Below are 23809 nucleotides of genomic sequence, written 5' to 3'. Positions count from 1 at the left end.
CCTGGAGAGCACGTCATCGACCCGCTGGCGGTGGTGGTGCTCGGTTCCTACGCTACAGCCTGGCTCGCGAAGAATTGCTCGCGGGGAGAGTCCTCATGTGTCCTCATTGCGGAAAGAACGCGCCGGTCATTCACCGCGGGCTCGCTGCGTATTGCACCGCGTGCGGCCGGGAGCGCCTGCCCTTTGCGGGCAAGTCGGTCAGCCTGGCGGGGAAGCCGTCCAGGCTCGGCGGAGCTGTCGCGGGCGCTCTCGGCTGGCTGGTCCTCATCGGGGGCACCGGGCTGGCGCTTCTCCTCGGGCTGGGCTTGGCCGCGCTGTTCCCGGGCTCGATCGCCGGCCTCGCGATCGGCCTGCCGATCGGGTTCATCGCCCTGGCGCTCGGCGTGCTCCTCCTGATCGGCGGGCGGAAGCTCTCCCGGTCCGGGGTGAAGGCCTCGCGGGACGCGCAGATCCAGGCGATTTTCTCGCTCGCGTCGCACCGCCGCCGCCCGCTCACCGCGCAGGAGGTCGGCGTCGTGCTCGACCTGCCGGCGTCGGAGGCGGACACCCTGCTCACCGAGCTCGCCAAGGAGCGCCCCGACGACGTGGGCGTCGAGCTCGGCGACCACGGCGAGCTCCTCTACACCTTTCCGGGAATCATGGGGGCGGCCGGCGTCCGCTTCCCGCAGCCCTCGCTCCGCATCGATCCGAGCCACGGCGCGGCCGACCCCGCGGCGAGGGTCTTCACGGAGGAGTTCGAGGAAGAGGACGCGGGCGCGTCCCGCGCTCCCCGCCGCCGCGAGCAGCTCCGCTGAGGATGTCCCGTGGCCCGCATGCTAGCCTCGCGCCGCGCGCCCCTCGAGCACCCGGCGCGCGCCTCCATCGCCCTCGCTCCCTGGTTCGGCGCGGGGGCGCTCCGGGCTGCTCGCCGCCACCGACCATGAGATGCTCCCCTGCCGCCCCGCTGACCGCCGCCGCGCTCGCGCTCGTCGCGCTCCTCGCCCCCTCGCAGGCCGACGCCTTTGAACGGCAATGGCACGCCGGCGCCAGCATCGGGTACGCGCTCCTCGCGGACGGCGGAACGTACCCTGGGCTCGGCGGCGGTCTGCACGTCGCCTATGGGCTCACCGACGCGTTCAACGTGATGGCCGAGCTCGACACCGCGTCCCACCCGGGCGGCGATCTCATGTTCCTCGGCGCGTCGGCCGGCGCCGCGTACGTCATCGACATCCTGCAGTGGGTCCCTTACATCGGCCTCATGACCGGCGCGTACGACAGCGTGCGCCTCGCGCCCTGCGGCTCGTATGGCCAGCCGAGCTGCCACCGAGGGCAGTTCGGGGTCTCCATCCCGTTCGGCATCGACTACGCCTTCAACCGCCAGTTCGCCGCGGGCTTCGCCGGCAAGTACACGCTGCTCCTCCCCGGCGCAGGCGACGGCCCGGGGAGCTATTTCACGGCGTTCGCCCGCGCGGAGTTTCTCTGGGGCTACTAGCTCGCGCGTGACGTCCTTCGGAGAGATCGGGCGCAGGCGTGCGAGACCTCCGAGCGAGCGAGACGGAAGGAGCGGACCGTGGAACAGCTTTGGCAGCGTGTTTCTGAGGGCCAGCACACGGCCTTGCTCGACATCGTCCCCGGGGAGCCTCCGTCCCAGCTCGGGCTGCGCGTCCTGCGCGTGCGCTGCGATGTGCCGGAGGTGACGCTGGGGCCGCTGCACGAGGTGCGGACCCAGGTCGAGCGGCTCGTCGGCGGGGCGCCGCCGCTGCTCGATCAGGCGCGGAGCCGCGTCGTCTCGGGGCTGCGGCGCCGTCTCCTCGGCGATGTGCACGAGCGGAGGGTGGACGTCGAGCTCATCGAGAGCGCCAACCGCCTCGCGCAGCACACCGATCGCAGGTGGGCCATCGTCTTCGACGCCGTGGAGCTCGCCGACCACGCCACGCTCGACGTGCTGCGGCGGGTCGTCTCGCGCCCCGACGCGCTCCGGGTCGCGCTCGTCCTGTCCTTCCGCCTGCAGGCGCCCGCCGGCCCCGCCGGTGAGCTGCTCAACGCCGTGCGCGCCGGCTTCGGCGCCGACGCGATCCTCCGGCCGCCCGACGCCACCACCACGCTGACGAGCGTGACCGCGCCCCCGCCGCCGCCGCAGATCACGCTGCGCGAGCTGCCCGGCGAGGTGCTCCGGGTGCTCCGGGCCGGCGCGATCGTCGGCTCGGGGTTCGAGAGCGAGCTCGTCGCGGCGCTCCTCCGCGTCGATGCGATCGACGTGCTCGAGGCGCTGCAGCGCGCCGCGGACGCGGGCGTTCCACTCGAGGACCGCGGTGAGGGGCGCTTCCATCTGCCGCAGACGATCGTCGAGGCGCTCCGCGGGTCGATCCTCCCGTCGCTCGCGCGGCTGTGGCACCGGCGGCTCGCGACCCTCCTCAGCGAGGAGCCGATCGCGCCGGGCGCTCCGGCGGCGTACGATCCGCGCGCGGCGGCGGGCGCCGTCGCGCCCGACCCCCAGAAGAGCGCTGCCGCGGCGCCGGCGCACGCCGCAGCGCCGCCGACCCAGAACGTCGTCGCCGCGACCGCGGCCGTCGAGCGGCACCTCGCCGGCGCAGCGGGCCCGGGCGCGCCGCGCGGCGACGAAACGGCCGCGCGGGCGAGGCCCGGGGCGACGACGTCGCGCTCGACCGCGCCACCGTCGATGCCCGCCATCGCGACGCCGCGCACGAGCGGCACGATGCCCCCGCCGGCGGCCGCATCGCCGGGCGCGCCCACCGCCGCCGCCGTGCAAGTTGTCGAGAGCAGCGGCGCGGCGGCCGCCGACGAGCGGGAGAAGGGCGCCGACGCCGGATCGCTGGGAGCGCGCGGCGGGGTACCGCGGGCGGCGGAGACGCTCAGGCCGCCGCCTGCCGCCGCCCATGCCGGCGGCGCGCACATGAACAGCGCGCGCCGCGCGTACCCGCGCGTCGGTCAGGAGAGGTCCACGCCGATCGCGCCCGCCGGGCCGGGCAACCCGCCGTGGCCCTACGCCGAGCTGTTTCCTCGCAGCCCGGAGAGCCGCCGCCTCTCCGAGCCGCCCGAGTCCGTCCGTTTCGACGCCCCGCCCGACTCGCTGGACGCGCCCATCCCGGGGCCGGTGCGGATGCCCCGCGATCTCGCGCCCGGCGGCGCAGTCGGCCAGGCGGACGAGCCGGTCCTCTCGGTCCGTGGCGCCTCGCTGCGCGTCCCCGCCTCCCTGTCCGAGCGACCGCCCCCCGGCGGCTCCCGCTCGTCCTTCCCGTGGCCTGCGGCGCCCGACGCCGCGGCCGGCGCGCGCGTCGACCCCGCGCGCGCCGCGGCCGAATCCCTGCGCGCCGCCGCGCCGCTCGGCGTGTCCGTGCACCCGGCCCCGCCGGAGCCCGACCGCGCCGAGGCGGCGAGCGCCGCGGGCGCGCCGGTGCACGGCGCCGGACGCCGGCCCCACGACGCGCGCGCCGCAGCCCACCTCACCGAGGCCGGCGACCTCGAGGACGCGGCGCGGCGCTACCGCGGGGCCGCGGCGGAGGCAGCCGCCATGGGCGCGTATGCCCAGGCGCTGAGCTACGGCCAGAAGGCGCTCGCGCTGCTCGACGGCATGCCGGCGACCCCCGCGCGCCGGCGGCTCCGCGTCGGCGCGCTCGCGGGCATCGCCCGGGTGCAATGGCAGGCGGCCGGCCCGGACCCGGACTTCACGCTCGCGGGCGCGCTCGAGGTGCTCGACGTCGCGCGGGCGCTGCTCGCGCAGGGCGACCCGCCGGAGCTGCACGCCGAGGTCGCCGCGCTCATCGCGAGCGTCTGTTACGACGTCGGCGACATGGCCTCGCTGGAGCGCGCGCTGGAGGAGCTCACGACCGCGAGCCGCCAGCTGCTCGACGCCGGGGACGCGCTCGGCTCGGCCCGGCTGCTCAACGATCAGGCGGCGGTCTACGTGCGCATGGGCGATCCCGTCCGGGCGGCGCACCTCCTCACCGAGTCGCGCCGCGTCTTCGAGGAGCGGGCCCGGGTCGATCCGGTGGCGCGCGTCGAGCTGGCCGAGACGGACCACCTCTTCGCGCGGATCCCGCTCCACGTCCCTCCCCGGCCCGGGCGCGAGTCCGACGCCCTGTCGATGGGGCTCGACCACGCGCTCGCCGCGGAGCGCACCTACAAGCAGCTCGGGGATGGCCGGGAGCTCGCCCGGGTGTGGGAGACGATCGGCCGGCTGGAGCTCCGCAAGGGCCGCCTCGATCGCGCGACGCAGCGCCTCACCGCCGCGATCGAGGCAGAGGAGGCGCTCGGCGATCTCATCGGCCTGGCCCGCTCGACGGCCGCGCTGGCCGAGGTGCTCTCGGCGAAGGGGCTGCACCGCGAGGCGCTCTCGTTGCTGGCCGAGTCGATGGCGATGAACCTGGAGAAGGGCTCGCCGCTCGGGCTCGCGTACAACCGCCGCGCCCTGAACGCGCTCGTCCCGAACATCTCGCTCCAGGGCGAGGAGGCCGAGCTGCTGCGGAAGCTCGCGGCGCAGCTCGCGGCGGCGGAAGCGGCCCTCGGCCGCCTCAGGCTCCCGGGCGAGCCCGACTGAGCCAGCTCCCGGTCGCCGCCGCGGCCTTTGACCTTGCCGGCGCGCGGCCGCTCCGGCGAAATGTCCGACATGTCGTCCCCCTCGACGCGACGCTGGCGCCACGACGGCGCGCGGTTCTCCTTTCTCGGCCTCCTCGCCCTCTCCGCCGCGTGCGCGCCCGCCTCGTCGGCGCCTGCGCCGGCCGCGCCTCGGCCCGTCGCGCCCGCGCCGCCTGTGCCGTCGGTCTCCGCCGGGGCGCCGCGGCCTGCGCCCGCGCCGGAGCGGCCCGGGTACGAGGGCCACGGCGCGGCGAGCGTTTCTCCTGAAATCCTGGCACGTTACGCGCCGCCGCCGCTCCCGGACGACGTGTCGCGCCGGATCCAGCTGCTGCTCGACGTGCGCGCTCCTTCTGGCGGCGTCCTCGGGCCGGATGGCAAGGCGCTCTACTTCACCTGGACGATCACGGGGACGAGGCAGGTCTTCCGGCTCGACGGGCCACAGCGTTTCCCGCTGCAGCTGACGGGCGGCGAGGATCCGACGCTGGTGCAGGACGTCACGCCCGGCGGCGCGCACCTCGTCCTCTCGCGCGATCGCAAGGGCGAGGAGAACCCCGGGCTCTACTTGCAGGACGTCAAGGGAGGCCCGCTCCTCGCCATCCAGCACAAGCCCGGCGTGCAGACGCAGCTGCAGTTCGTCTCCGACGACGGGCGGCACGTCTATTACCGGGCCAACGACGTCAAGAAGGACGCGTATGCCATCTACCGATACGACATCGCGTCGAAGCAGCGCGAGCTCGTGTTCGATCGCGAGGGCATCTGGCGCGCCGTGGACGCCGCGGCCGGCGGCCGCCTGCTGCTCGCGAGGGACGTCGGCTCCAACATGAGCGAGTTCTACGAGTGGGCGCCCGGCGCGCAGGGCGCCGCGAAGGCCGATCCGGCGGCCGGAGCGCTGACTCCCCTCTTCGGGCAGGGCGAGCGCGAGGACTACAGGGCCATGTACGGAGCGGCGCCCGGCGAGGTCCTCGTGCTCACGCCGCGCCTCGGGGAGTACCGCCGGCTCTACAGCTGGAAGGCGGGCAAGCTCACGCCGCTCTCGCCGGAGCTCCCGTTCGACGTCAGCGCCTTCTCCATCGACCGGGCGCGGAAGAGGATCCTCTACACGGTGAATGAGCGGGGCCACACGCGGCTCCGCGCGCTCGACGCGAGGTCGCACCGCGAGGTCAAGCTCCCCGCGCTCCCTGCCGCGGATCATGTGGTGCCGGTCGCGACCACGCCGAATGGCCGGTTCACGACGCTGCTCCTGGAGACCTCGAGGGCGCCGGCGGCGAGCTATGTCCTCGACTGGACGACTGGCAAGCTGACGCAGTGGCACACCCCGAGCATGCCCGAGATCGCGCCGGACGCGTTCGCCGCGGCCACGCTGGAGTCCTATCCGGCGCGCGACGGGACGCAGATCCCGATGTTCGTGCGGCGCCCTGCCCGGTGCGAGCGGCCGTGTCCGGTGATCGTCCATTTCCATGGCGGCCCGGAGAGCCAGATCAGGGCGGGGTTCAGCGCGCGCGCGCAGATCTTCGTGGACGCGGGGTTCGTGTTCGTCGAGCCGAACGTCCGGGGGAGCGACGGTTACGGCAAGACGTGGCTGCACGCCGATGACGGCGCCAAGCGGCTCGACATCATCACGGACATCGAGGACGCGGCGAAGTTCGTCAGGGCGAGCTTCGGCCACGAGGGCCGGCCGCCGAAGGTCGGCATCTTCGGCGGCAGCTACGGCGGCTATTCCGCGCTGCTCGGCATGACGATGTTCGCCGGCGCCTACGACGCGGGCGCGGCCGTCGTCGGCATGAGCGACCTGGTGACGTTCCTCCAGAACACGGCGCCTTACCGGCGCATCCTCCGGATCTCGGAGTACGGTGATCCCGACAGGGACCGGGAGGCGCTGATCAAGCTCTCGCCGATCACGTACCTCGATCGGGTGAAGGCGCCTCTGCTGATCGTGCAGGGGGTGACGGATCCGCGCGTGCCGGCTGGCGAGTCGGTGCAGATCCAGCGGGCGCTGGAGGCGAAGAAGATCCCGTCCGAGCTCATCCTGTTCGCCGACGAGGGGCACGGGGCGCAGAAGCGGGACAACCAGGTGCTCCAGTACGGCCACCTCGTGCGGTTCTTCCGGACGCACCTCGGCGGGCGGTAGGCGCGTCTCCCTCGGACATCGGCCCTCCCGGCGCCGCGCCGCGCCGCGCGAGGAGCGCGCTCGCCTCGGACCTACCGAGTCGAGGCCTGCGAGGATGCGTGTCGGAGGCGGTCAGGCTCCGGAGGGGAGCGCTCCTGCGGCGCTGGGGGCCGGATCCTGCGCAGGGCTTTCCGGCTCGCCGGTGACGCGGGGCGCGTCGTCGGCGAGGTCGTCGAAGATCTGCGGCATCAAAGACACCTTGTCGTGGAGCCGGAGCACGCACTCGACGAGGAGCTTCGCGGCGCCATAGATGGTGAGCCACTCGGCGCGCGCGGCCTTCACCTCGGGGGTCATCGTGCGGCGGGCGAGCCGGGTCTTGCGCACGCTCCGGACGAGCGGCTCGAGGGCATCCCGGGAGCGCTTCAGCTCAGCCGTCCACGTCTCGTGCTCTGGCAGCTGACGCTTGCGCTGCTCGAGCACCTCGACCGCGTGCGCCATCGCCGCCGCGAGCTTCGCGGGGCGGCGGCGGAGCACCGTCGCGAGGGTCTCGCCCTGAAGGATGTCGCGGGCCAGCGCGACCCCGCCCGGCCGGGACGCGGCCTGCGCGACGAGGCGGCGCAGCAGGTCGCGGCCCATCGCGACCGGATCGACCTGGCCTCTCGTCGCGGTGCCGGGCGCGGAGGCCGTCACCGCGGCCGCGATCGCCGTCAGCCTCGCCGTGTGCAAGGCCTCCGTCGCGGCCTCGAGCCGCGCCGCGATGGCGCGCAAGGCCTGCTGGAAGCCCGCATCGATCGGCAGGACGAGCCGCCGGATCTGGGACGCGGTGAGGCGGCCATAGGGCTGGATGTCGCGCTGGTAGATGGTGGCGTCGGACATGGGGGCAGCTCCACCGCGGAACGGGCGGACCCAGCCAGAGCTCTCTACCCGAGGCGCGCGAGCGGCGGGAGAATTTCGTGGGCCGCGACGAGACAGAAGCCGGTCGGGTCGAGACACGCATGCGGGCGAGCGCCGGTGGGCAACCCACGCTGTCGAGGGCATCCAGCATGAGCGGAACCCCGCGCGGCGCCGGCGCTGCACGTTCCCGGGGAGGGCGACCGGGCGCCGTGCCGGTTCCGTGCGTCTTCGCGGCGAAGCGCAGCGGCGAGCGCGCAGCGGCGAGCGCGCGGCGTGGCGCCCGCCCGGTGCTGTGCGTTCTTGCGTCGAAACACGAGCATCATGATACCTGTCGTGGACAGCCATGGACGCAGCCGGCCTGGAGCGCGGCGGAGCGGCGGCGGGACAGACGACAGCGATGATCACGAAACAACTCAAGAGCCTGCTGATGATCCCGTCGCCCAACGCATCTCGCCCCCGGTCGCGCGCGCTGCCCCCCGAGGCGGCGGCGCACGCGCGCGCGGCGAAGCCCGGCGCGGCTCGCGCGGAGGCCTCTCTGCCCGAAGCCTCTGCGCCCCCCGCGCCGGGTGAGCCCCCCGCGCCGCGACCGACCGGCGACCCTGCCCCGCGTCGTGCGCCGGCGGTGCCGAGCTTCCTTCGCGCGGCGCCGGCCGACCCGGCGTCGCTGGTCCCGCCGGGCATGCGGAAGTTCACCGATCTTCGTGGCACGCAGCCCACCTCCGACGCCGCCTCCACCGCGCCCGTGCTGCCGTTCGGCCTCCCTGCGCCACCGCAGCCCGCGCAGCTCGGCGCAGCGATGGCCGAGGTGCCCAGAGGCATGCGCGGCTTCACCAGCTTGACCGGAACGCAGCCGACGTCCGGAGCGCCCGCGGAGGCGGCTTTGCCGTTCTCGTCCGGCGCTCGCGCCGCGCCCGCCGCGCCTCCGGGCGCCCCGCCGGCCCCGGCGCTCTCCCTGGAGCAGTACGCGTCCCTCTGCGCCGACCTCGCCGCCGCTCCCGCCGGCGCGGAGGCCCTCTTCGCGCAGTACGGGCTCAGGGACCCCGAGGCGCGCCGCGCGGTGGACGGCTTCTGGCGCGAGCGCCTGGCGCGCGACCCGGCGGAGCATCAGCGCTGGCAGGAGCTTTACTTGCAGCAAAGCGCCCGCTCTTCTCCCGCCGGGAAGGGCCCGAACGAGCCGAGATGAGCGCTGCGCCCGGCGGCGCAACCCCCGAGGAGACCCGACCATGGCCATCGACGTGCGCCTGACGTTCCCCACCTCCGGAGTCACCGGTTTCGAGGTCCACCAGCTCGACTACAGGGACGCGCTCAACGAGCTCTTCGAGCTGACGCTCGACGTGGTGACCACCGATCCGGAGGTCGATCTCTCCAGCGTGGTGGGCGAGGAGATCGTCGTCGAGCTCGACGGCGAGCCCTTTCTCAAGAAGGTCCACGGCATCGTGCGGCGGGTGCGGCAGCTCTCGGCGGAGCCCACCGGCGTGTCGCGCTACGAGCTCGCGGTCGTGCCTCCCCTGTGGCTCAGCACCCGGGCCGCGGATCACCGCATCATCCAGAACCTCACGGCGGACGACGTCTGCGAGGTCGTGGCGTCGGCGTACGGCGGCCGGATCCCGGCGCCGAGCTCGCTCATCGCCTCGCCGGATCGGCCGGCGCGCGAGTACCGCGTCCAGTACGGGGAGACCGACTTCGATTTCATGTTCCGCGCCCTCGCGGACGAGGGCCTCATCTCGTACTTCGATCACGGGTCCGGGAGCAGCGACTGGGTGCTCGCCGAGGACACGGCCTTCACCGACGACGGCGCGCCGCGGGTGCCGTTCGTGCCGCCGGCGGGCGCCGGGATGAGCGCGGCGGCGCCGACGGTCTCGTTCATCGCGATCACCTCGTCGATCGAGACGTCGATGGTCACGGTGCGGGATTACGACTTCAAGAAGCCGGAGTACGTCCTCGATCAGCGGGCCGAGACCTCGCAGAGGGCCTTCGTCCGCGAGGCGACGCTCGAGCGGTACGAGTTCACGACGAACAGGTTCACCGCCGCCTCCGAGAAGCACGGCGAGGCGCTGGCGAAGCGGTACCTGGAAGAGGCCCGGTCGGAGCGGCGGGTCTTCGAGTGCCACACGAGCTTCGCGCTCGGCGCCGGCGGCCGCTTCACGGTCGAGGAGCACCCGCGCGCCGACGTGAACGGCCAGCTGCTCGTGATCCGATCGCGCTGCACGGTGACGGAGGGGGCTGACGGGCACCCGGTGCGGCGGCACGTCCTCGTCTGCGTGCCTGCGGGCGATCCATGGCGTCCTGCGCGCCGGCCCAAGCCGCGCATCTTCGGCACGCAGACGGCCTTCGTGGTCGGCAACAAGGCTGGCGTGGACGAGATCGACGTCGACGAGCACGGCCGCGTCAAGGTCGAGTTCCGGTGGGATCGCCGCGACCTGCACGAGGGCAACCCGACCCGCTTCGTCCGCGTCTCGCAGGGCTGGGCGGGGCTCGACTACGGCATGGTGATGCTGCCGCGCGTGAACGAGGAGGTCATCATCGCCTACCTCGACGGCGACCCCGACGAGCCCGTCGTCGTCGGCCGCCTGCACAACGCGTGGAGCGTCTCGCCGCTCAAGCTGCCGGCGGAGAAGACGCGCTCGATCTGGAAGAGCAAGACGTCGCCCGGCGGCGAGGGCTTCAACCAGATCATGATGGAGGACAAGAAGGGCGAGGAGCTGCTCGAGCTCCACGCCCACCGCGACAACGTCGTCACGGTCGGCGCGAACCAGGGCGTGGACGTGGGCGGCGACCAGAAGATCCACGTCGCGGGCAAGCGCCAAGACCACGTCGAGGGCGCGGTCGAGGAGGACTACGACACCTCGTTGACGACGACCATCGGCGGCAAGCAGGAGACGACCGCCGAGGCCGTGGTCGAGCGCTACGCCAGCCAGGACACCGAGATGGCGGGCAAGAAGCACACGAAGGCCGGCGCCGTGGACGAGGACTTCAAGCGCCTCGAGACGACCGTCGAGGGGCTGCACAAGGACAAGTTCGGGACGCAGGAGCTCGAGGGCGGGAAGGTCCAGTGGAGGGTCGGCGCGCTCGACTGGGAGACGAAGGGGCTCAAGTGGAAGCTCAGCGAGAAGGCCTACATCGAGGCGCCGAGCTTCGTGATCGACGCGCCGGAGTTCAAGGTCACCAACGCGGGGAGCCACAAGGAGGTCAAAGGCGTCTGGGAGACGCTGGCCGCGGCGCACAAGGACACCACCGCGCACAAAGCGGCATTCCTCACGTCGGACACAAAGAGCGTGTACCACGAGTTCAAGGCCTTCGGCACGAGCGTCAACGCCGGGGAGGCAAAGTTTGACATCACCGGATTGAAGATCGACTTCGCCGGTTTCAAGCTCCAGAACAACGCTATCAACCTGAAGGACGTCGGGACCAAGATCGCCAAGAACGGCATCGTGTCAACGATCGCTGGTATCTTCTCGATCGCATGAAGCCGCCTTCCTGCGCATGATGCCGCCTTCCTGATCGCAGAGTGAAGCCCCCTATCTGCAACGACATGACTCCGAGGCGCTTCGCGCGACGAAACGACGCACCTCAGCGGCGATGCAGTGGCACGTAGCAAGTCTGAGTCCAGGACTAGCGCCATGCTCCAGCAGGCGCGGCAAGGTCAACTACTGCCCGAACGAGAGAATCATTCCAACGCAGTGGGCTTCGCCTCGACGTGGACCAGATCTGGCCTCCCCGGCACCGCCCATGCGCGGACCTTTCCGCCGTCGTCGCCGAGCTCGATGAATCGCGTGTTGGTGATGTGCTTGAGAACGGTGCGTCCGAGCACGGCGGCCGGCTGGTGCGGTGGTGTCACCAGCACGTCGGCGCGGTAGCCCTTGTTCCAAGGTGCACGGAGGCGACCGACGACCTCGTGTTCAGGGCGGCAAATGCGCGAGTAGCGCCAGTGCCCACGGAGCCAGAAGATGAGAGTGAGCGCAGCTGGAATGATGACGCAGGCCGCTGCGGCTGTGAAGTTGCGGAATCTCACGAAGCCGAGCGCGAGGAGTGTTATGCCGATGAGCCCCGAGATGCAGCCGACCGCTACCGCGGGCTCAATGAACCTGTCAGTGCTGGCCCGCGCCCGCCGCGGGTCGTCCATCACGTGCACGACGAGCCACCACCGCCTCTTGACGCGCGGCGGGTGCAGCGCAGCCCAGACCGCGTCCGGCAGCGCCACCCGCGCCAAGCAGTAGCCGCACGGCACTATCCGGCTCGACCCATCCGCCACGAGCGGCCCGCCGCACTGCGTGCAGGAGACGTGCACGGGCTCGCGCGGCCGCTCCTCGGCCACGGCCGGTTCGTCGCTCACGAACCCGAGCACCGGGCTATCCGGCGGCAACCACGGCGGCTTCGGCAGGATCGCGCGCCCCGCGCCGCACGCGGCGCACACGCAGCCCCCCTGCGGCGCCAGGCGCATCGGCCGCTGGCATCGCGGGCACGGCGGCGCGTCGTGGCCCCGCTGCCACTCGACGTGCGGCCCCGGCGGCGGCCCCCCCTCGCCCCACTCCGGCCCGTGCCGCAGGTACCCGTTCCCGAACTGCACAACGTCCTTCTCGACGCCGCGCAGCGCCTCGTCCCAGACCGGCGGCGGCAGCGCCGACTCCATGAGGCAGCTCGAGCAGCGGCACCGGTCGGTCAGCGTGTTGACCGCCATCGGCGCGCTGCAGTGGGGGCACGGGCTCAGGAGTTCGATGCCGGCAAACTCGACGGTCGCTGTGCTCATCCTGTCCTGGAGATCGACGGCGCGCTCGGGCGCGTTGCGCGAACTGTACACGAAGCGACAGCCCGCACGAACGCTGGCCGGCGCGCACCGCAACCTCGATCACGACACGCGATACTCCCCCTCGCTCCGCAGCCCCTGGGGAGGTCGCGACCCTGGCCGCCCCCTCGTCTCATAGCCCCCGCCCACGTCGCGACCTCTCCGCGCCGTCGAAATCATGCCCTCCGATGGGTCGCGACCTCTCCGCGCCGTCGAAATCATGCCGTGCGATAGGTCGCGACCTCTCCGTTCCGTCGAAATCATGCCGTGCGGTAGGTCACGACCTCGCAGTTCCTTCAAAATTATGCTGAGCCATCGGTCGCGACCTCTCCGTTCCGTCGAAAAGATGCGGCGCGCCCGGTCGCGACCTCCGCGCTCGCTCGTCACGAGCGCCCGCCACGGTCGCGACCTCACGGCCCCCTGCGACCCATCCGGCCGGCGCCGCGCCGACCCGCCCCCGGCCATCCGCCCTCCGTACGCCCAAGCCGAAGGCCCCACCGCACGCCGCCGGCCGGCGGCGGGAGCTCCGCCGGCCGCCAGTTCGCCCCCGCGCCCGTCGCGGTGAGCTCACCCATCTATCTCCCCATCTACAAATTTATCCTCCAGGATAGACCGCCCCCGCCTCCCGCGCTCGTCCCCCACGGCTCCCCGCGGAAAACCCCGCCCGAGGCCGCCTGGCATCGTCCCTGCAAGACCCCCCAGCGTCCACGCCAGAGTAGCTCAGCGGTAGAGCGCGCAAACAACTCCGGACGGTGTTCTCCGGCGCGATGAGCGCCGGTAGTGAGAACCGGGGTTACTTCCCTCCTAAGGACGAGGTCGCGGGTTCGAGTCCCGTCTCTGGCACAAGGGCGCAGCGCGGCAGTGAGCGTCACGGTTCCTTCGTTCAACCACGACCCACCCCGTGACCACCATTCTCCGCGCTGCGCCCGATCTCTCGACCCCTCGCCGCGCGTGCGTCGAGGAAGGAGGTGTCCTCATGGCTTTCTTTCAGCATCTCAAGCGCAAGGCTCAGCGCGACGGCGCCTCGCACCTGAACTGGATGGGCGGGCGCTCCTACGACATCGCCGATCCGCTGAAGCGCCTCCGCCTCGCGGCCGCGTCGTGCTTCTTCGGCGAGCCCATGTACTACCACCGCGAGCCGGCGGACCCGCGCCCGGCGAAGACCAGGAAGAAGGCGGAAGACCGCGCCCGGCTCTCCGACGCGGACGTGAGGCGCCTGCGCGAGACGCTCGGCGCCGTGGATCCGGCCGAGTGGCGCGCGCTCTCGCCGGCGGCGCTGATCGAGCGGGCCATCGACGAGGCGCTCGCGGCCGATCCGGAGGCGACGCTCGCCGAGGCGGCGCGGCTGCGCGAGGAGGAGCACCTGCGCACGACGCCCCAGGTCATCCTGGTGCGCGCGGCGAACACCGCCTCGGTGCGCGGAACCGGCCTCGTGCGCCGGTTCGCGCCGCGCATCCTGAAGCGCGCGGACGAGCCGGCGGTCGCCCTCGCGTACCAGCTCTACCGGTTCGGCAAGCCGGTGCCGAACGCGCTGAAGCGCGCGCTGCGCGACGCGCTGCAGCGCTTCGACGATCACGCCCTCGCGAAGTACCGCCTCGAGGGCAAGGGGAGCAAGACCGTGGACGTCGTGAACCTCGTGCACCCGAAGAGCCCGAGCGTCGACCGCCTCGCGAAGGGCACGCTCCGCGCGACAGGCCGCACCTGGGAGGCGATCGTCTCGGCCCGCGGCTCGAACCGGTGCGCGTGGCGCAAGGCGCTGCCGGCCATGGGCCACATGGCCCTGCTGCGCAACCTGCGCAACCTCATCGAGGCGGGCGTGCCGGCCGACGTGTTCCTGCCGAAGCTCGTCGCGACGGCCGCCGAGGGCAAGCAGCTGCCCTTCCGGTACTACAGCGCCTATCAGGCGGTGAAGGCCTGCGCGCCGGGCGCCGTGCTGGACGCGGTGGAGCAGTGCCTGCACCGCTCCCTCGGCCAGGTGCCGTTCTTCCCCGGGCGGGTGATGGTGCTCTCTGACAACAGCGGCTCGGCGCAGGGCACGACCACGAGCAGCCTCGGCACGATGCGGATCTCCACGATCGCGAACCTCACGGGCGTCGTGGCCGGGATGCGCGCCGACGACGGGCACCTCGGCGTGTTCGGCGACCGGCTGGAGAGCTTCGCCGTGCGCAGGAAGGAGAGCGTGTTCTCGCAGCTCGACCGCGCCGAGCAGATCGCCCGCACGATCGGCACGGCGACCGAGAACGGCGTGTGGCTGTTCTGGGATCGCGCGATCCGCGAGCAGCAGCGCTGGGACGCGGTGTTCGTGCTGAGCGACATGCAGGCCGGCCACGGCGGCCTCTACGGTACGCGACCGAAGGACTACGCGGACTTCGCCTGGAACAAGCAGTACATCGACGTGGCCAAGCTCGTCGCGACGTACCGCGCGCGCGTGCACCGCGACGTGCGCGTGTTCCTTGTGCAGGTCGCCGGATACAAGGACACCCTCGTGCCCGAGTTCTACGATCGCACGTACATCCTCGGCGGCTGGGGCGAGGGGCTCCTGCGCTTCGCCGCGGCGATGGCGCAGGCGTAGCGGCGCGCGCCGGGACCCTGCCGGGTCTCCGGCCGCCGCATTGACGGACGCGAGCGGCTCGGTGACAGTGCCGCCGCGGCGTGGCCCGCGGCGACCCTGATCCTCGGCTGGCCCCACGGGCTCGCCTCCCCTCGGCACGGGGGCCGTGGGCCTGCGCCCCCGCGGCGCGCCTCCCTTTCCCATGAAGACGATCAAGCCCCAGAAGCTCGGCCTCCTCCACAGGGTCTTCGAGGATGGAAGCGACTGCTATCTGTCGGTCACCGTCCTGGCCTTCTTCTCGTTCGACCCCGGAGCAGCCCTGCTGGCTCGGCGCGGTGGACAAGACACTCTACGTCATCGGCGACAGGACGTCATGGCCGCGCCGGCGCACAACCTGGCGACGACGATCCCGCTGACGAACGGGGACAACGCCGGCGTCGCGATGGGGGTCGCGTCGGGCACGGTGATGGGGCCGAGCCGCCACCTGACCGGGGCCTTCACGGTGCTGATCCGCGGGATGCCGGCGAGCAGGCTGACGAGCATGTCGCTCCAGAACAGCACAAACTGCCCGGGGATGAGGGTCGTGCCGAGCCAGGTGAAGGTGCTGATGCTGGCGCCGTGAGTGGGGTCGGTACAGCGCGCGAAGGGAGCGCGGTTACAGGTCAGGGGCACATCAACTCTTCCGCGATGCAGTCCTCGCTCGGCGGATCGATGTCCGTGCACTTGTTCGCCAGCTGCAAGCTCCAGATACAGAAGTTGTTATAAATGAAACCGTCGACTCGATTGAACACAACATTCACATTCGAGTAGACCGGTCCCTCGTGGCAAGCGCTCTCCGCGCCGCCGATGTAATACGTCTTGTTGCCCACCTGAACGAGCCCGCCCTCGGGTCCACTCTTGAGGTGAATATTCCCATAGGCCCCCGCGACGGTCTGCTCGCCCATGGTACCGGTCCGCAGCACCGGGGAGAGCGGTCCCTCCAGCCGGACCTTCACTCCGCCCCACGCGTGATGAAACGCCGTCTCGGTGGGTGAGCTGAGCTTCACCATCTCGTCGGCTGTGAGGACGTGGGGCTCAGGGACCTCGACACGACCGGTTCGCACGGCGCTCTTGATCCACTCGATCTGGAACTGCCCGATCGCGCTCTGAGGGATGAGCTCGGGGCTCGCGCTGCAATCCTGTTTACAGTTGCTTGCGTTCTCCGGCGGCTCGCTGGCGGAATCACACCTCAGATCGCCGCACGCATCTCGGCAGGACGAAGAGCTGAAGTAAGTCGTCTCACCAGCGACATCGAGCACGTCGCCCGGCGCGACGTCGTCAGGGAAAGGATCGCCCGCCGATGCGTCCTCCAGGCTCGGACAGACGGGCTCGCCGTTCCCGTCGGTCGCTGCTTTGCTGCGGGAGACCGCCAGGATGCCGGAGTTGGCCGCAGTCTTGTCGAGGCCCGGGCTGGAGAGAAACACCCCCCAGAGACAATCCCCGGAATTCGTATCACTGATGAAGAACTTCGGGCTCATCGCCACGACGCCCTTCAGCTCAACGACGGTGTCCCTCGGCACGACCTCGGTGGTGATCTCCTCGATCGTCACCACCTTCGCTGCCGGCAGGTCCTCCGCCCCTCCCCCTCCGCCAGCGCTCCCCGTCCCCGGCTCACCCCTGCTGCCGCCCTCGCCAGCGCTCACCCCCGCCCCCGCCCCCGCCCCGCTGGTGGTCCCTCCCGGCCCCCCGGGCCCCGTCGGCAGGCTGCTGTTCCCCTCGGGCTGACACCCGCCGGCGCTCATGGACAGCGCCACCACGCAGAGCGCGCCTCGCCACAGCAGCTCAACATCCCTGCCACGCATGCGAACCTCCACGACGACCAAAGCGGGGCGCATCTTCGTGCGCTACGGGCTCATCCGCGTCGTTCGGCTCGCTGCGGCGTACTTTCGTACGCCTCACTCGCCTGCCTAGCGGCTGAGCCCGTATCACACGAATCTACCCCCCGCTGTAAAGTAACGCCGTGCGCTCTCGGTGAGCGATCGCGACGCCATAACGCAACGCGCTGCGAGCAGCCTCACCGACCCTGTCGGCGGACCGCTCACCGCGAGCGCACTACGACGGTAGCACAGTTTTTGTCACGCTTTGGCGCCGAGCCCGAAGCCATCGTGCAGCACACGGACGGCGAGCTCAGCGTACTTCGTTCCGACCAGGCACGAGATCTTGATCTCGCTCGTGGAGATCGCCTGGATGTTGATCGCCTCCGCCGCGAGCAGCTGGAACATCCGCGCCGCCACGCCCGCGTGCGTGCGCATCCCGAGGCCGACAATCGACACCTTCACGATGTCCTCCTCGTAACGGATGCCCACCGCGCCCACGCCGCCGGCGACCTTCTCCATCACGAGCTTCGCCCGCGGAAGATCCGCCTTGCCGACCGTGAACGTCACGTCGGCCTTCACCTCGCCCGACGCGCCGCGCGCCTCGAGACCGTAGCTCGGGGCGTTCTGGATGATCATGTCGACGCTGATGTTCTCCTCGGCCAGCGCGCCGAAGATCTGCGCCACGACGCCCGGCTTGTCGTCGACGCCGACCAGCATCACCCGCGCCTCGTTCCGGTCGAGGGCCACGCCCGTCACCGTCACGCTCTCGAGCGACTGCTCCTCGCCGACGACCCACGTGCCCGGCACGTCCGAGAACGACGACCGCACGTGCACCGGGACACCATACTTCATCGCAACCTCCACGCTCCGTATCTGAAGGACCTTCGCGCCCAGCGAGGCGAGCTCCAGCATCTCTTCGTAGCTGATCCGCTCGATCTTCCGAGCCGTCTTGCAGATGTTCGGGTCCGTCGTGTAAACGCCGTCGACGTCCGTGTAGATCTCGCACTCGGCGCCCACCGCCGCCGCGATCGCCACGGCGCTCGTGTCGCTGCCGCCGCGCCCGAGCGTCGTGATGTTGCCCGCGTCGTCCACGCCCTGGAAGCCGGCGACCACCGCGATCTTGCCATCCGCCAGCGCCTCGTGCAGCCGCTGGGCGTCGATCGCCTTGATCCGCGCCTTCGTGTAGGCGCTGTCCGTCAAGATCTTCAGCTGGTGGCCGAGGAAGCTCCGCGCCTGGCCCCCCAGCGCCTGGATCGCCATCGCCATCAGCGCCGCCGAGACCTGCTCGCCGGTCGCCGCCAGCGCGTCCATCTCCCGCGCGTCAGGCACGGGCGCGATGTCCGACGCCAGCTTGAGCAGCCGGTTCGTCTCGCCGGCCATCGCGCTCACGATGACCACGACGTGATGACCGGCCCGCTGTGTGGCGAGCGCCCGCGCGGCCGCCCGCTGGATGCGCTCGATGGACCCGACGGACGTGCCGCCGAACTTCTGGACGATGAGGCTCACGCGAGGTGTGGCCAACTAGTCCAACGTGGACGCCCGGGTCAAGAGGAAATTCGATAGCTTCGCGGAGCTCGCGACAGCGCCGCAGAGCACGCGAAAACACCGCGGAGCAGACGAGCACAGCGCGCCCAGGACACGCCCAGGGAGCCCCCTCGTCACCCCACCCCGAGCGTGGAACCCCTGAACAACCACGCCCGGTGCAGGCCCGCCGGCCGGGAATAAACCCGCGGCTCAGGCGCTTCGGGTCGGCGCTGTTGACACAGATCCCCCCGTCGCTACGATGGCGCCGCCATTCGCCTGGGTAATGGGCGATCCAGGGCGCCACGACGGCGCGGCCGCCCGCCAGGGCGGGGGGGATCGCCCAGGGGCGAACCGCGGAGCACCCGCTCCGCTTCTCAAGGAACCATCTAAGGAGGTCATTTTGGCTAGCGATGTGATGATCGAGGCGAGCTCGCTGACCAAGCGCTATGGGTCGCTGCGCGCGCTCGACAAGGTGAGCTTCGAGGTCCATCGCGGCGAGGTCGTCGGCTTCCTCGGACCGAACGGGGCCGGCAAGTCGACGACGATGCGCATCCTCACCTGCTTCATCTCGGCGTCGGCCGGGACGGCGCGCGTTCACGGCTACGACGTCTTCGACGACCCGCTCGATGTCCGGCGCAAGCTCGGGTACCTGCCCCAGCGCGCCCCGCTCTACGGCGAGATGAACGTCTGGGAGTACCTGTCGTTCGTCGCCGACATGCGCGGGCTCGACCCGTCGCTCTTCAAGAAGCGGATGAAGGGGATCGTCGAGGTGTGCGGCCTCGCCCAGGTGCTCGGCAAGGACATCGGCACCCTCTCCCACGGCTACCGCCAGCGCGTCGGCCTCGGTCAGGCGCTCGTCCACGACCCGCCGATCCTCATCCTCGACGAGCCGACGAGCGACCTCGACCCGAACGAGAAGGCGGAGGTCATCCGCTACATCAAGGAGATCGGCAAGGAGCGGACGATCCTCCTCTCCACCCACAACCTCTCCGAGGTCGAGGCCGCCTGCGCCCGCGCCATCATCGTCTCCAAGGGGCGCGTCGTCGCCGACGGCCCCCTCGACGACATCCGCTCCAAGAGCGGGAAGGTCCGGTACGTGGTCACCGTCCACGAGAAGAAGGTCTTCGAGGGCGGCGAGGGCTACCGGTCGGGCGCGCGCAAGCCCCCGACGGCCCAGGAGGTCCAGGAGGCGCTCGCCGGGCTGCCCGGCGTCACGAGCGTCACCGAGCTGCCGACCGACGACAACGCCCACAGCTTCCAGCTCCTCGGCGCGCTCGGCGGCGACGTCCGGCCCGAGCTCTTCCAGCTCATCGTGCAGAAGGGCTGGCTCCTCCTCGAGATGCGGCGCGACTCGCAGAGCCTCGAGGACGTGTTCAAGGCGCTCACGCGCGGCGACGAGCGCAAGGACCGCGGCCGCGCCCTGATCACCGACGACCTCGACGACGAGGACAGCGCCGCGGACGACGAGGACGACGAGGACGACGAGGACGAGGACACCGCCGGCGACGAGAGCGACGAGAGCGACGAGAGCGACGAGAGCGACGAGAAGAAGAGCGACGGCGCCGACGACGGAGGCGCCGAGGAAGCGCCGGCCAAGAAGAAGGGCTGAACGGTATGAGCACCACCCTGACCATCGCGAAGCGGGAGTTCCGCTCCAACTTCGATTCCCCCCTGGCCTATGTCGTGATCTGCTTCGGGCTGATCGCGCTCGGCGTCATCTTCTTCTTCATGAACGGCGGCTTCTGGCAGGCGGACCGCGCCTCGCTCGTGCAGCTGTTCTCGTGGGCGCCGATAGGGCTCTCGTTCCTCATCATCCCCGTGATCACGATGCGCCTCCTCGCCGAGGAGAAGCGGAGCGGCACGCTCGAGATGCTGATCACCCTGCCCGTGCAGGACCACGAGGTCGTCCTCGGCAAGTTCCTCGGGGCGTGGGGGCTCGTCCTCGTGCTCGTCTTCTCGACCATCCTCTACCCGATCATGATGTTCATGTGGCCCTGGCACCTCGGCGCGCTCGACAGCGGGCCGGTGGTGGCGGGTTACGTCGGCCTCGTGCTCTACAGCGCGGCGGCGGTCTCGATCGGCCTCCTCATCTCGTCGCTGACCGACAGCCAGGTGATCGCCTTCTTCATCACCTTCCTGGTGCTCGCCTTCCTGCACGGCGTGGACAACTTCGCCGACTACGCCCCGTCGCTCTTCCGCGACGTCCTCTCCTTCATCAGCTTCGACACCCGCCTCACGCCGTTCGCGCGCGGCATGGTGTCCACCCGCGACATCGTCTTCTTCCTCTCGATCACCGCAGGCTGCCTCATGGCCGCGTTCAGGGCGCTTGAGCGCAGGAAGTGGGCGTAAGGATTACCATGGAACGCAAAGCCAAAGCCGCGACGCAGACAGGCGTCTATCTGGCCATCGTGGCCGCCATCCTCGTGGCGGCCAACGTCATCTCGCTCGGCGTCTACAAGCGCTTCGACATGACGAAGGCCGAGAGGTTCACCCTCTCGAAGGGCTCGGCCCACCTCGTCCGCGAGGGGCTCAAGCAGGATCTCCAGATCGACGTCTACGTCACCCGGGGGCTCCCGAAGCACGAGGCGTTCATCCAGGATCTCACCGACCTGATGAACGAGTACGAGCAGGCCTCGAACGGCAAGCTCCACTACGCGATCATCGAGGCGAAGACGGATGAGCAGCGCGCCGCCGCCAAGGAGGCGGGCCTGCAGGAGGCCGCGTTCGGCGAGGGGAGCGAGACCGGCCAGGACCAGGCGACGATCACCCGCGGGTTCATGGGCATCGCCTTCAAGTACGGCAGCGAGAAGGAGGCGATCCCGATGCTCTCGCCCGACCAGGGGCAGGGCCTCGAGTTCTGGATCACGAACACCATCCGGGAGATCCGCGACAAGGCGGACGGCATCGACACAAAGATCGGCGTCGTGACCGGCAAGGACGAGATCAAGCTCACGGACCCGAACCTCGTCGCGTCGCAGGGCGGCCGGGGCGGCCCGTCGATGCGGGCGCTGCTCGAGCACCACTTCCCGTTCTACAAGTTCGAGGACGTCGACCTGAAGGGCGGCGAGGCCGAGGTCAACAAGGAGCTCGCCGGCCTCGTCATCACGCAGCCGGGCAAGGAGTTCACCGAGAAGGAGCTGCGCCGCATCGACCAGTTCCTGATGCTCGGCAACAAGTCGCTCGCGGTGTTCGCCGGCGCGGTGAACCTCAAGGCGTCCGACCCGTCGATGAAGGCGACGCTGAACACCTGGGGCCTCGAGAAGCTGCTCGACGGCTACGGCGTCGAGATGAAGAAGGAGGCGATCCTCGACTGGAGCCGCTCGATGGCCATCCCGGTCCAGACGCAGTCGGGCCAGGTCATGTGGTTCCGCGCGCCGGGCATCCTCCAGCTCCAGGAGGACAGCCGCTTCGAGGAGAACGAGCAGATCCTCGACTCGTCGTTCCCCGGCTTCTTCCGCCTCCCCGAGCTCGCCTTCCCCTTCCCGTCGACCCTCGTGCCGCACCCGGAGAAGCAGCCCGAGGCGACGATGAAGGTCGTCGCGCGCTCGACCCCGAACACCACGGTCGACACGTCCGAGACCATCGACATGAAGTTCTCGGCCGACTGGAAGCCGAAGGGCGAGCACGCGCAGCGCGCGATCGCGGTGACGGTCGAGGGCAAGCTCAAGAGCGCCTTCGGCGGCCAGGAGGGGCTCGGGATCAGCGCGCCCGCGGAGAGCGCGGACCGGAGCCGGATCCTCGTGCTCTCGGCGTCGCAGTTCCTCGCGAACCCGTTCGCCCGCGCCGGCAACGCGCCCCCCATGCCGCCGCAGATGCAGATGATGGGCGGGATGGGCGGAGACGAGGATCTCCTGATGCTGTCGCAGCCCTACGCGCAGAAGTACCTGACCGCCACCATCCTGACGTTCAAGAACACCCTCGACTGGATGGCGGGGGACAGCACGCTGCTCGCGGCGACCGCGAAGATGTTCGGTGACACAAACCTGACCTACGCCGACATCGAGAAGCCGAAGCAGGACGCCGCGGACGACGAGGCCACGATGGCCAAGAAGACCGAGGAGTACCGGGCGCAGCGCAAGACCGTGCAGCAGCGCGTGCAGTGGACGCTCACGCTCCTGCCGGCGGTCTTCTTCGCCGCGTTCGGCCTCGTCCGGTGGCGGCGGCGCGAGAGCGCACGCGAGAACATCACGCTCGACTGAGCCAGGGCCCCCTGGGGTGAAAGAGCCATGAAGACCGAGCACAAAATCTACATCGCCTTCGTCGTCCTCGCGCTCCTCGGCGTCGGCGTGTACCTCACGCAGAAGCGGCAGAAGGACGAGCTCGCCGCGCACTCGGTGACCGCCGCTTCGGCGGATCTGCCGAAGGTCGGGGTCTCGAAGGAAGACGTCGAGAAGATCACGAAGATCTCGATCAAGAACGCCGACAAGTCCGACGTGACGCTCGAGAAGAAGGGCGAGACGTGGGAGGTCACGAAGCCGGTGAACGCGAAGGCGAACTCGGCGAACGTGCGGAGCCTCCTCGACAACCTGAAGGAGCTCAAGCTGAAGGAGGTGATCGACAGGACGAGCGGCACCTACGGCCAGTACGAGCTCACCGACGAGAAGGCGCTCCACCTCGTCGCGCACAAGGGCGACGAGAAGGCGCTCGACCTGTACTTCGGCAAGAGCGGGTCGCGCGGGCAGATGGCGCGGGTCGAGGGCACGGACGGCGTCTACGTCGCGGGCGGCTACTCGAGCTACCTCTACACGCGGGAGGCGAAGAACTGGCGCGAGAACTCGATCCTCAAGTTCGAGGACGAGAACGCGATCCAGGTCTCGGTGGAGAACAAGAACGGCCTGTTCAGCTTCTCGAAGAACGACGACAAGTGGGCCGGCACGTTCGCGCCGCGCGACAAGAGCGGCAAGCTCGGCGCGGCCTCCGCGAAGTGGGAGAAGTTCGACGAGGCCAAGGTGAAGGACCTGCTCCGCGCCTTCAAGGGCCTCGGCGCGGAGGACTTCGGCGACGGCAAGTCCGAGGCCGACACCGGGCTCGACGCGCCGACCACGAACGGCGGCATCATCACGATCAAGCTCAAGGACAACGCGGGCGATTTCACCATCAAGGTGGGTAAGACCGCGAAGGCGTCGAGCCGCTACGCCGTGAAAGAAGGCGGCGACGGCACGATCTACGTGCTCTCGTCGTGGTCGGCCGACTGGGCCCTCGCGGACCCGAAGCGATTCGAGAAGTCCGAGAAGAAGGACGACAAGCAGGGGGGCAATCCCCACGAGGACGAGGCCGCGGGCCACATGGGCATGCCGGGCATGCCGGGCATGGAAGACGGCGAGTAGCCGGCGACATCGCGCGTGAGATAAGGGAGGCGCCGGGAGACCGGCGCCTCTTCGCTTTTTGTGCAACGACGTGGCCTGCCGCCCGGGCCACGCGAATTCCGATTCGCACACGGGGGGCGATGTGACGAATATTCGACGCACTCTGCGCACGGATTTTCGTCACCCAGGACGCCCGTGTCAGGCTGGCCATGC

At 70.6% G+C, this 23809-nt stretch carries 16 protein-coding genes and 1 tRNA gene; 13 read left to right on the top strand and 4 right to left on the bottom strand.

The window, feature by feature from the left end; all coding sequences use genetic code 11:
- Positions 1 to 95: 95 nt before the first annotated feature.
- The 4 genes from WME75_RS12575 (at position 96) to WME75_RS12560 (ending at position 6703) form a co-directional block, all read left to right on the top strand.
- Positions 96 to 794: a hypothetical protein gene (locus WME75_RS12575; RefSeq protein ID WP_437490075.1), complete on the top strand. Its 699-nt coding sequence runs from the start codon at positions 96 to 98 to the stop codon at positions 792 to 794.
- Between the two features lie 125 nt (positions 795 to 919).
- On the top strand, positions 920 to 1471 hold the full coding sequence (locus tag WME75_RS12570) for an outer membrane beta-barrel protein (RefSeq protein WP_437490074.1): 552 nt from the start codon (positions 920 to 922) through the stop codon (positions 1469 to 1471).
- A 78-nt stretch (positions 1472 to 1549) separates the two neighbouring features.
- On the top strand, positions 1550 to 4537 hold the full coding sequence (locus WME75_RS12565; RefSeq protein WP_437490073.1) for a hypothetical protein: 2988 nt from the start codon (positions 1550 to 1552) through the stop codon (positions 4535 to 4537).
- A 69-nt stretch (positions 4538 to 4606) separates the two neighbouring features.
- Positions 4607 to 6703 (top strand): S9 family peptidase, encoded by a 2097-nt coding sequence (locus WME75_RS12560; RefSeq protein ID WP_437490072.1) that lies wholly within the window; start codon positions 4607 to 4609, stop codon positions 6701 to 6703.
- Between the two features lie 111 nt (positions 6704 to 6814).
- On the opposite strand, the gene WME75_RS12555 is transcribed toward WME75_RS12560, so the two are convergent.
- Positions 6815 to 7558: a hypothetical protein gene (locus WME75_RS12555; protein ID WP_437490071.1), complete on the bottom strand. Its 744-nt coding sequence runs from the start codon at positions 7556 to 7558 to the stop codon at positions 6815 to 6817.
- 415 nt (positions 7559 to 7973) lie between these two features.
- Here WME75_RS12555 and WME75_RS12550 point away from each other — a divergent pair, with 415 nt between their 5' ends.
- On the top strand, positions 7974 to 8759 hold the full coding sequence (locus WME75_RS12550; RefSeq protein ID WP_437490070.1) for a hypothetical protein: 786 nt from the start codon (positions 7974 to 7976) through the stop codon (positions 8757 to 8759).
- A gap of 40 nt (positions 8760 to 8799) precedes the next feature.
- Positions 8800 to 11043, top strand: coding sequence for a type VI secretion system Vgr family protein (locus WME75_RS12545; protein ID WP_437490069.1), 2244 nt, complete (start codon positions 8800 to 8802; stop codon positions 11041 to 11043).
- A 200-nt stretch (positions 11044 to 11243) separates the two neighbouring features.
- On the opposite strand, the gene WME75_RS12540 is transcribed toward WME75_RS12545, so the two are convergent.
- The gene (locus WME75_RS12540; protein ID WP_437490068.1) at positions 11244 to 12323 is read right to left on the bottom strand and encodes a hypothetical protein; all 1080 of its coding nucleotides are present in this window, start codon (positions 12321 to 12323) and stop codon (positions 11244 to 11246) included.
- A gap of 745 nt (positions 12324 to 13068) precedes the next feature.
- On the opposite strand from WME75_RS12540, the gene WME75_RS12535 reads away from it, so the two are divergent.
- The 3 genes from WME75_RS12535 to WME75_RS12525 all read left to right on the top strand — a co-directional run bounded on the left by WME75_RS12535 (position 13069) and on the right by WME75_RS12525 (position 15532).
- Positions 13069 to 13202 (top strand) — tRNA-Ser (locus WME75_RS12535).
- A gap of 133 nt (positions 13203 to 13335) precedes the next feature.
- Entirely contained in the window at positions 13336 to 14931 is a 1596-nt protein-coding gene (locus tag WME75_RS12530; protein ID WP_437490067.1) for a TROVE domain-containing protein, read from the top strand.
- A 181-nt stretch (positions 14932 to 15112) separates the two neighbouring features.
- Positions 15113 to 15532, top strand: a complete 420-nt coding sequence (locus WME75_RS12525) for a DUF4150 domain-containing protein (protein WP_437490066.1) — start codon at positions 15113 to 15115, stop codon at positions 15530 to 15532.
- A 40-nt stretch (positions 15533 to 15572) separates the two neighbouring features.
- Here WME75_RS12525 and WME75_RS12520 read toward each other — a convergent pair whose 3' ends face one another.
- Positions 15573 to 16592 carry a hypothetical protein gene (locus WME75_RS12520; protein ID WP_437490065.1) on the bottom strand — a complete coding sequence of 340 codons (1020 nt, stop codon included), beginning with the start codon at positions 16590 to 16592 and terminating at the stop codon, positions 15573 to 15575.
- Between the two features lie 432 nt (positions 16593 to 17024).
- Complete coding sequence (locus tag WME75_RS12515; RefSeq protein WP_437494800.1) at positions 17025 to 18272, bottom strand: aspartate kinase; 1248 nt, start codon at positions 18270 to 18272, stop codon at positions 17025 to 17027.
- A 418-nt stretch (positions 18273 to 18690) separates the two neighbouring features.
- On the opposite strand from WME75_RS12515, the gene WME75_RS12510 reads away from it, so the two are divergent.
- The 4 genes from WME75_RS12510 to WME75_RS12495 are packed head-to-tail and all read left to right on the top strand — an operon-like array spanning position 18691 to position 23617.
- Positions 18691 to 19899, top strand: a complete 1209-nt coding sequence (locus tag WME75_RS12510; RefSeq protein ID WP_437490064.1) for an ATP-binding cassette domain-containing protein — start codon at positions 18691 to 18693, stop codon at positions 19897 to 19899.
- 5 nt (positions 19900 to 19904) lie between these two features.
- Complete coding sequence (locus WME75_RS12505) at positions 19905 to 20639, top strand: ABC transporter permease (RefSeq protein WP_437490063.1); 735 nt, start codon at positions 19905 to 19907, stop codon at positions 20637 to 20639.
- Positions 20640 to 20647: 8 nt separating this feature from the next.
- Positions 20648 to 22489: a GldG family protein gene (locus WME75_RS12500; protein WP_437490062.1), complete on the top strand. Its 1842-nt coding sequence runs from the start codon at positions 20648 to 20650 to the stop codon at positions 22487 to 22489.
- A gap of 27 nt (positions 22490 to 22516) precedes the next feature.
- Complete coding sequence (locus tag WME75_RS12495) at positions 22517 to 23617, top strand: DUF4340 domain-containing protein (RefSeq protein ID WP_437490061.1); 1101 nt, start codon at positions 22517 to 22519, stop codon at positions 23615 to 23617.
- The last annotated feature ends 192 nt before the right edge of the window (positions 23618 to 23809 follow it).

This window comes from Sorangium sp. So ce1014 (assembly GCF_051521505.1).
Lineage (GTDB): Bacteria > Myxococcota_A > Polyangia > Polyangiales > Polyangiaceae > Sorangium.
The sequence above is the reverse complement of the archived record's forward strand: the minus strand, read 5'-3'. Positions and strand labels throughout refer to the sequence as shown.

Excerpts from the sequence above, each read along its gene's own strand:
- WME75_RS12575 (WP_437490075.1), top strand. The coding sequence starts at position 96 with ATGTGTCCTCATTGCGGAAAGAACGCGCCGGTCATTCACCGCGGGCTC.
- WME75_RS12570 (WP_437490074.1), top strand. The coding sequence starts at position 920 with ATGAGATGCTCCCCTGCCGCCCCGCTGACCGCCGCCGCGCTCGCGCTC.
- WME75_RS12560 (WP_437490072.1), top strand. The coding sequence starts at position 4,607 with ATGTCGTCCCCCTCGACGCGACGCTGGCGCCACGACGGCGCGCGGTTC.
- WME75_RS12555 (WP_437490071.1), bottom strand. The coding sequence starts at position 7,558 with ATGTCCGACGCCACCATCTACCAGCGCGACATCCAGCCCTATGGCCGC.
- WME75_RS12550 (WP_437490070.1), top strand. The coding sequence starts at position 7,974 with ATGATCACGAAACAACTCAAGAGCCTGCTGATGATCCCGTCGCCCAAC.
- WME75_RS12545 (WP_437490069.1), top strand. The coding sequence starts at position 8,800 with ATGGCCATCGACGTGCGCCTGACGTTCCCCACCTCCGGAGTCACCGGT.
- WME75_RS12540 (WP_437490068.1), bottom strand. The coding sequence starts at position 12,323 with ATGAGCACAGCGACCGTCGAGTTTGCCGGCATCGAACTCCTGAGCCCG.
- WME75_RS12530 (WP_437490067.1), top strand. The coding sequence starts at position 13,336 with ATGGCTTTCTTTCAGCATCTCAAGCGCAAGGCTCAGCGCGACGGCGCC.
- WME75_RS12525 (WP_437490066.1), top strand. The coding sequence starts at position 15,113 with ATGAAGACGATCAAGCCCCAGAAGCTCGGCCTCCTCCACAGGGTCTTC.
- WME75_RS12505 (WP_437490063.1), top strand. The coding sequence starts at position 19,905 with ATGAGCACCACCCTGACCATCGCGAAGCGGGAGTTCCGCTCCAACTTC.
- WME75_RS12500 (WP_437490062.1), top strand. The coding sequence starts at position 20,648 with ATGGAACGCAAAGCCAAAGCCGCGACGCAGACAGGCGTCTATCTGGCC.
- WME75_RS12495 (WP_437490061.1), top strand. The coding sequence starts at position 22,517 with ATGAAGACCGAGCACAAAATCTACATCGCCTTCGTCGTCCTCGCGCTC.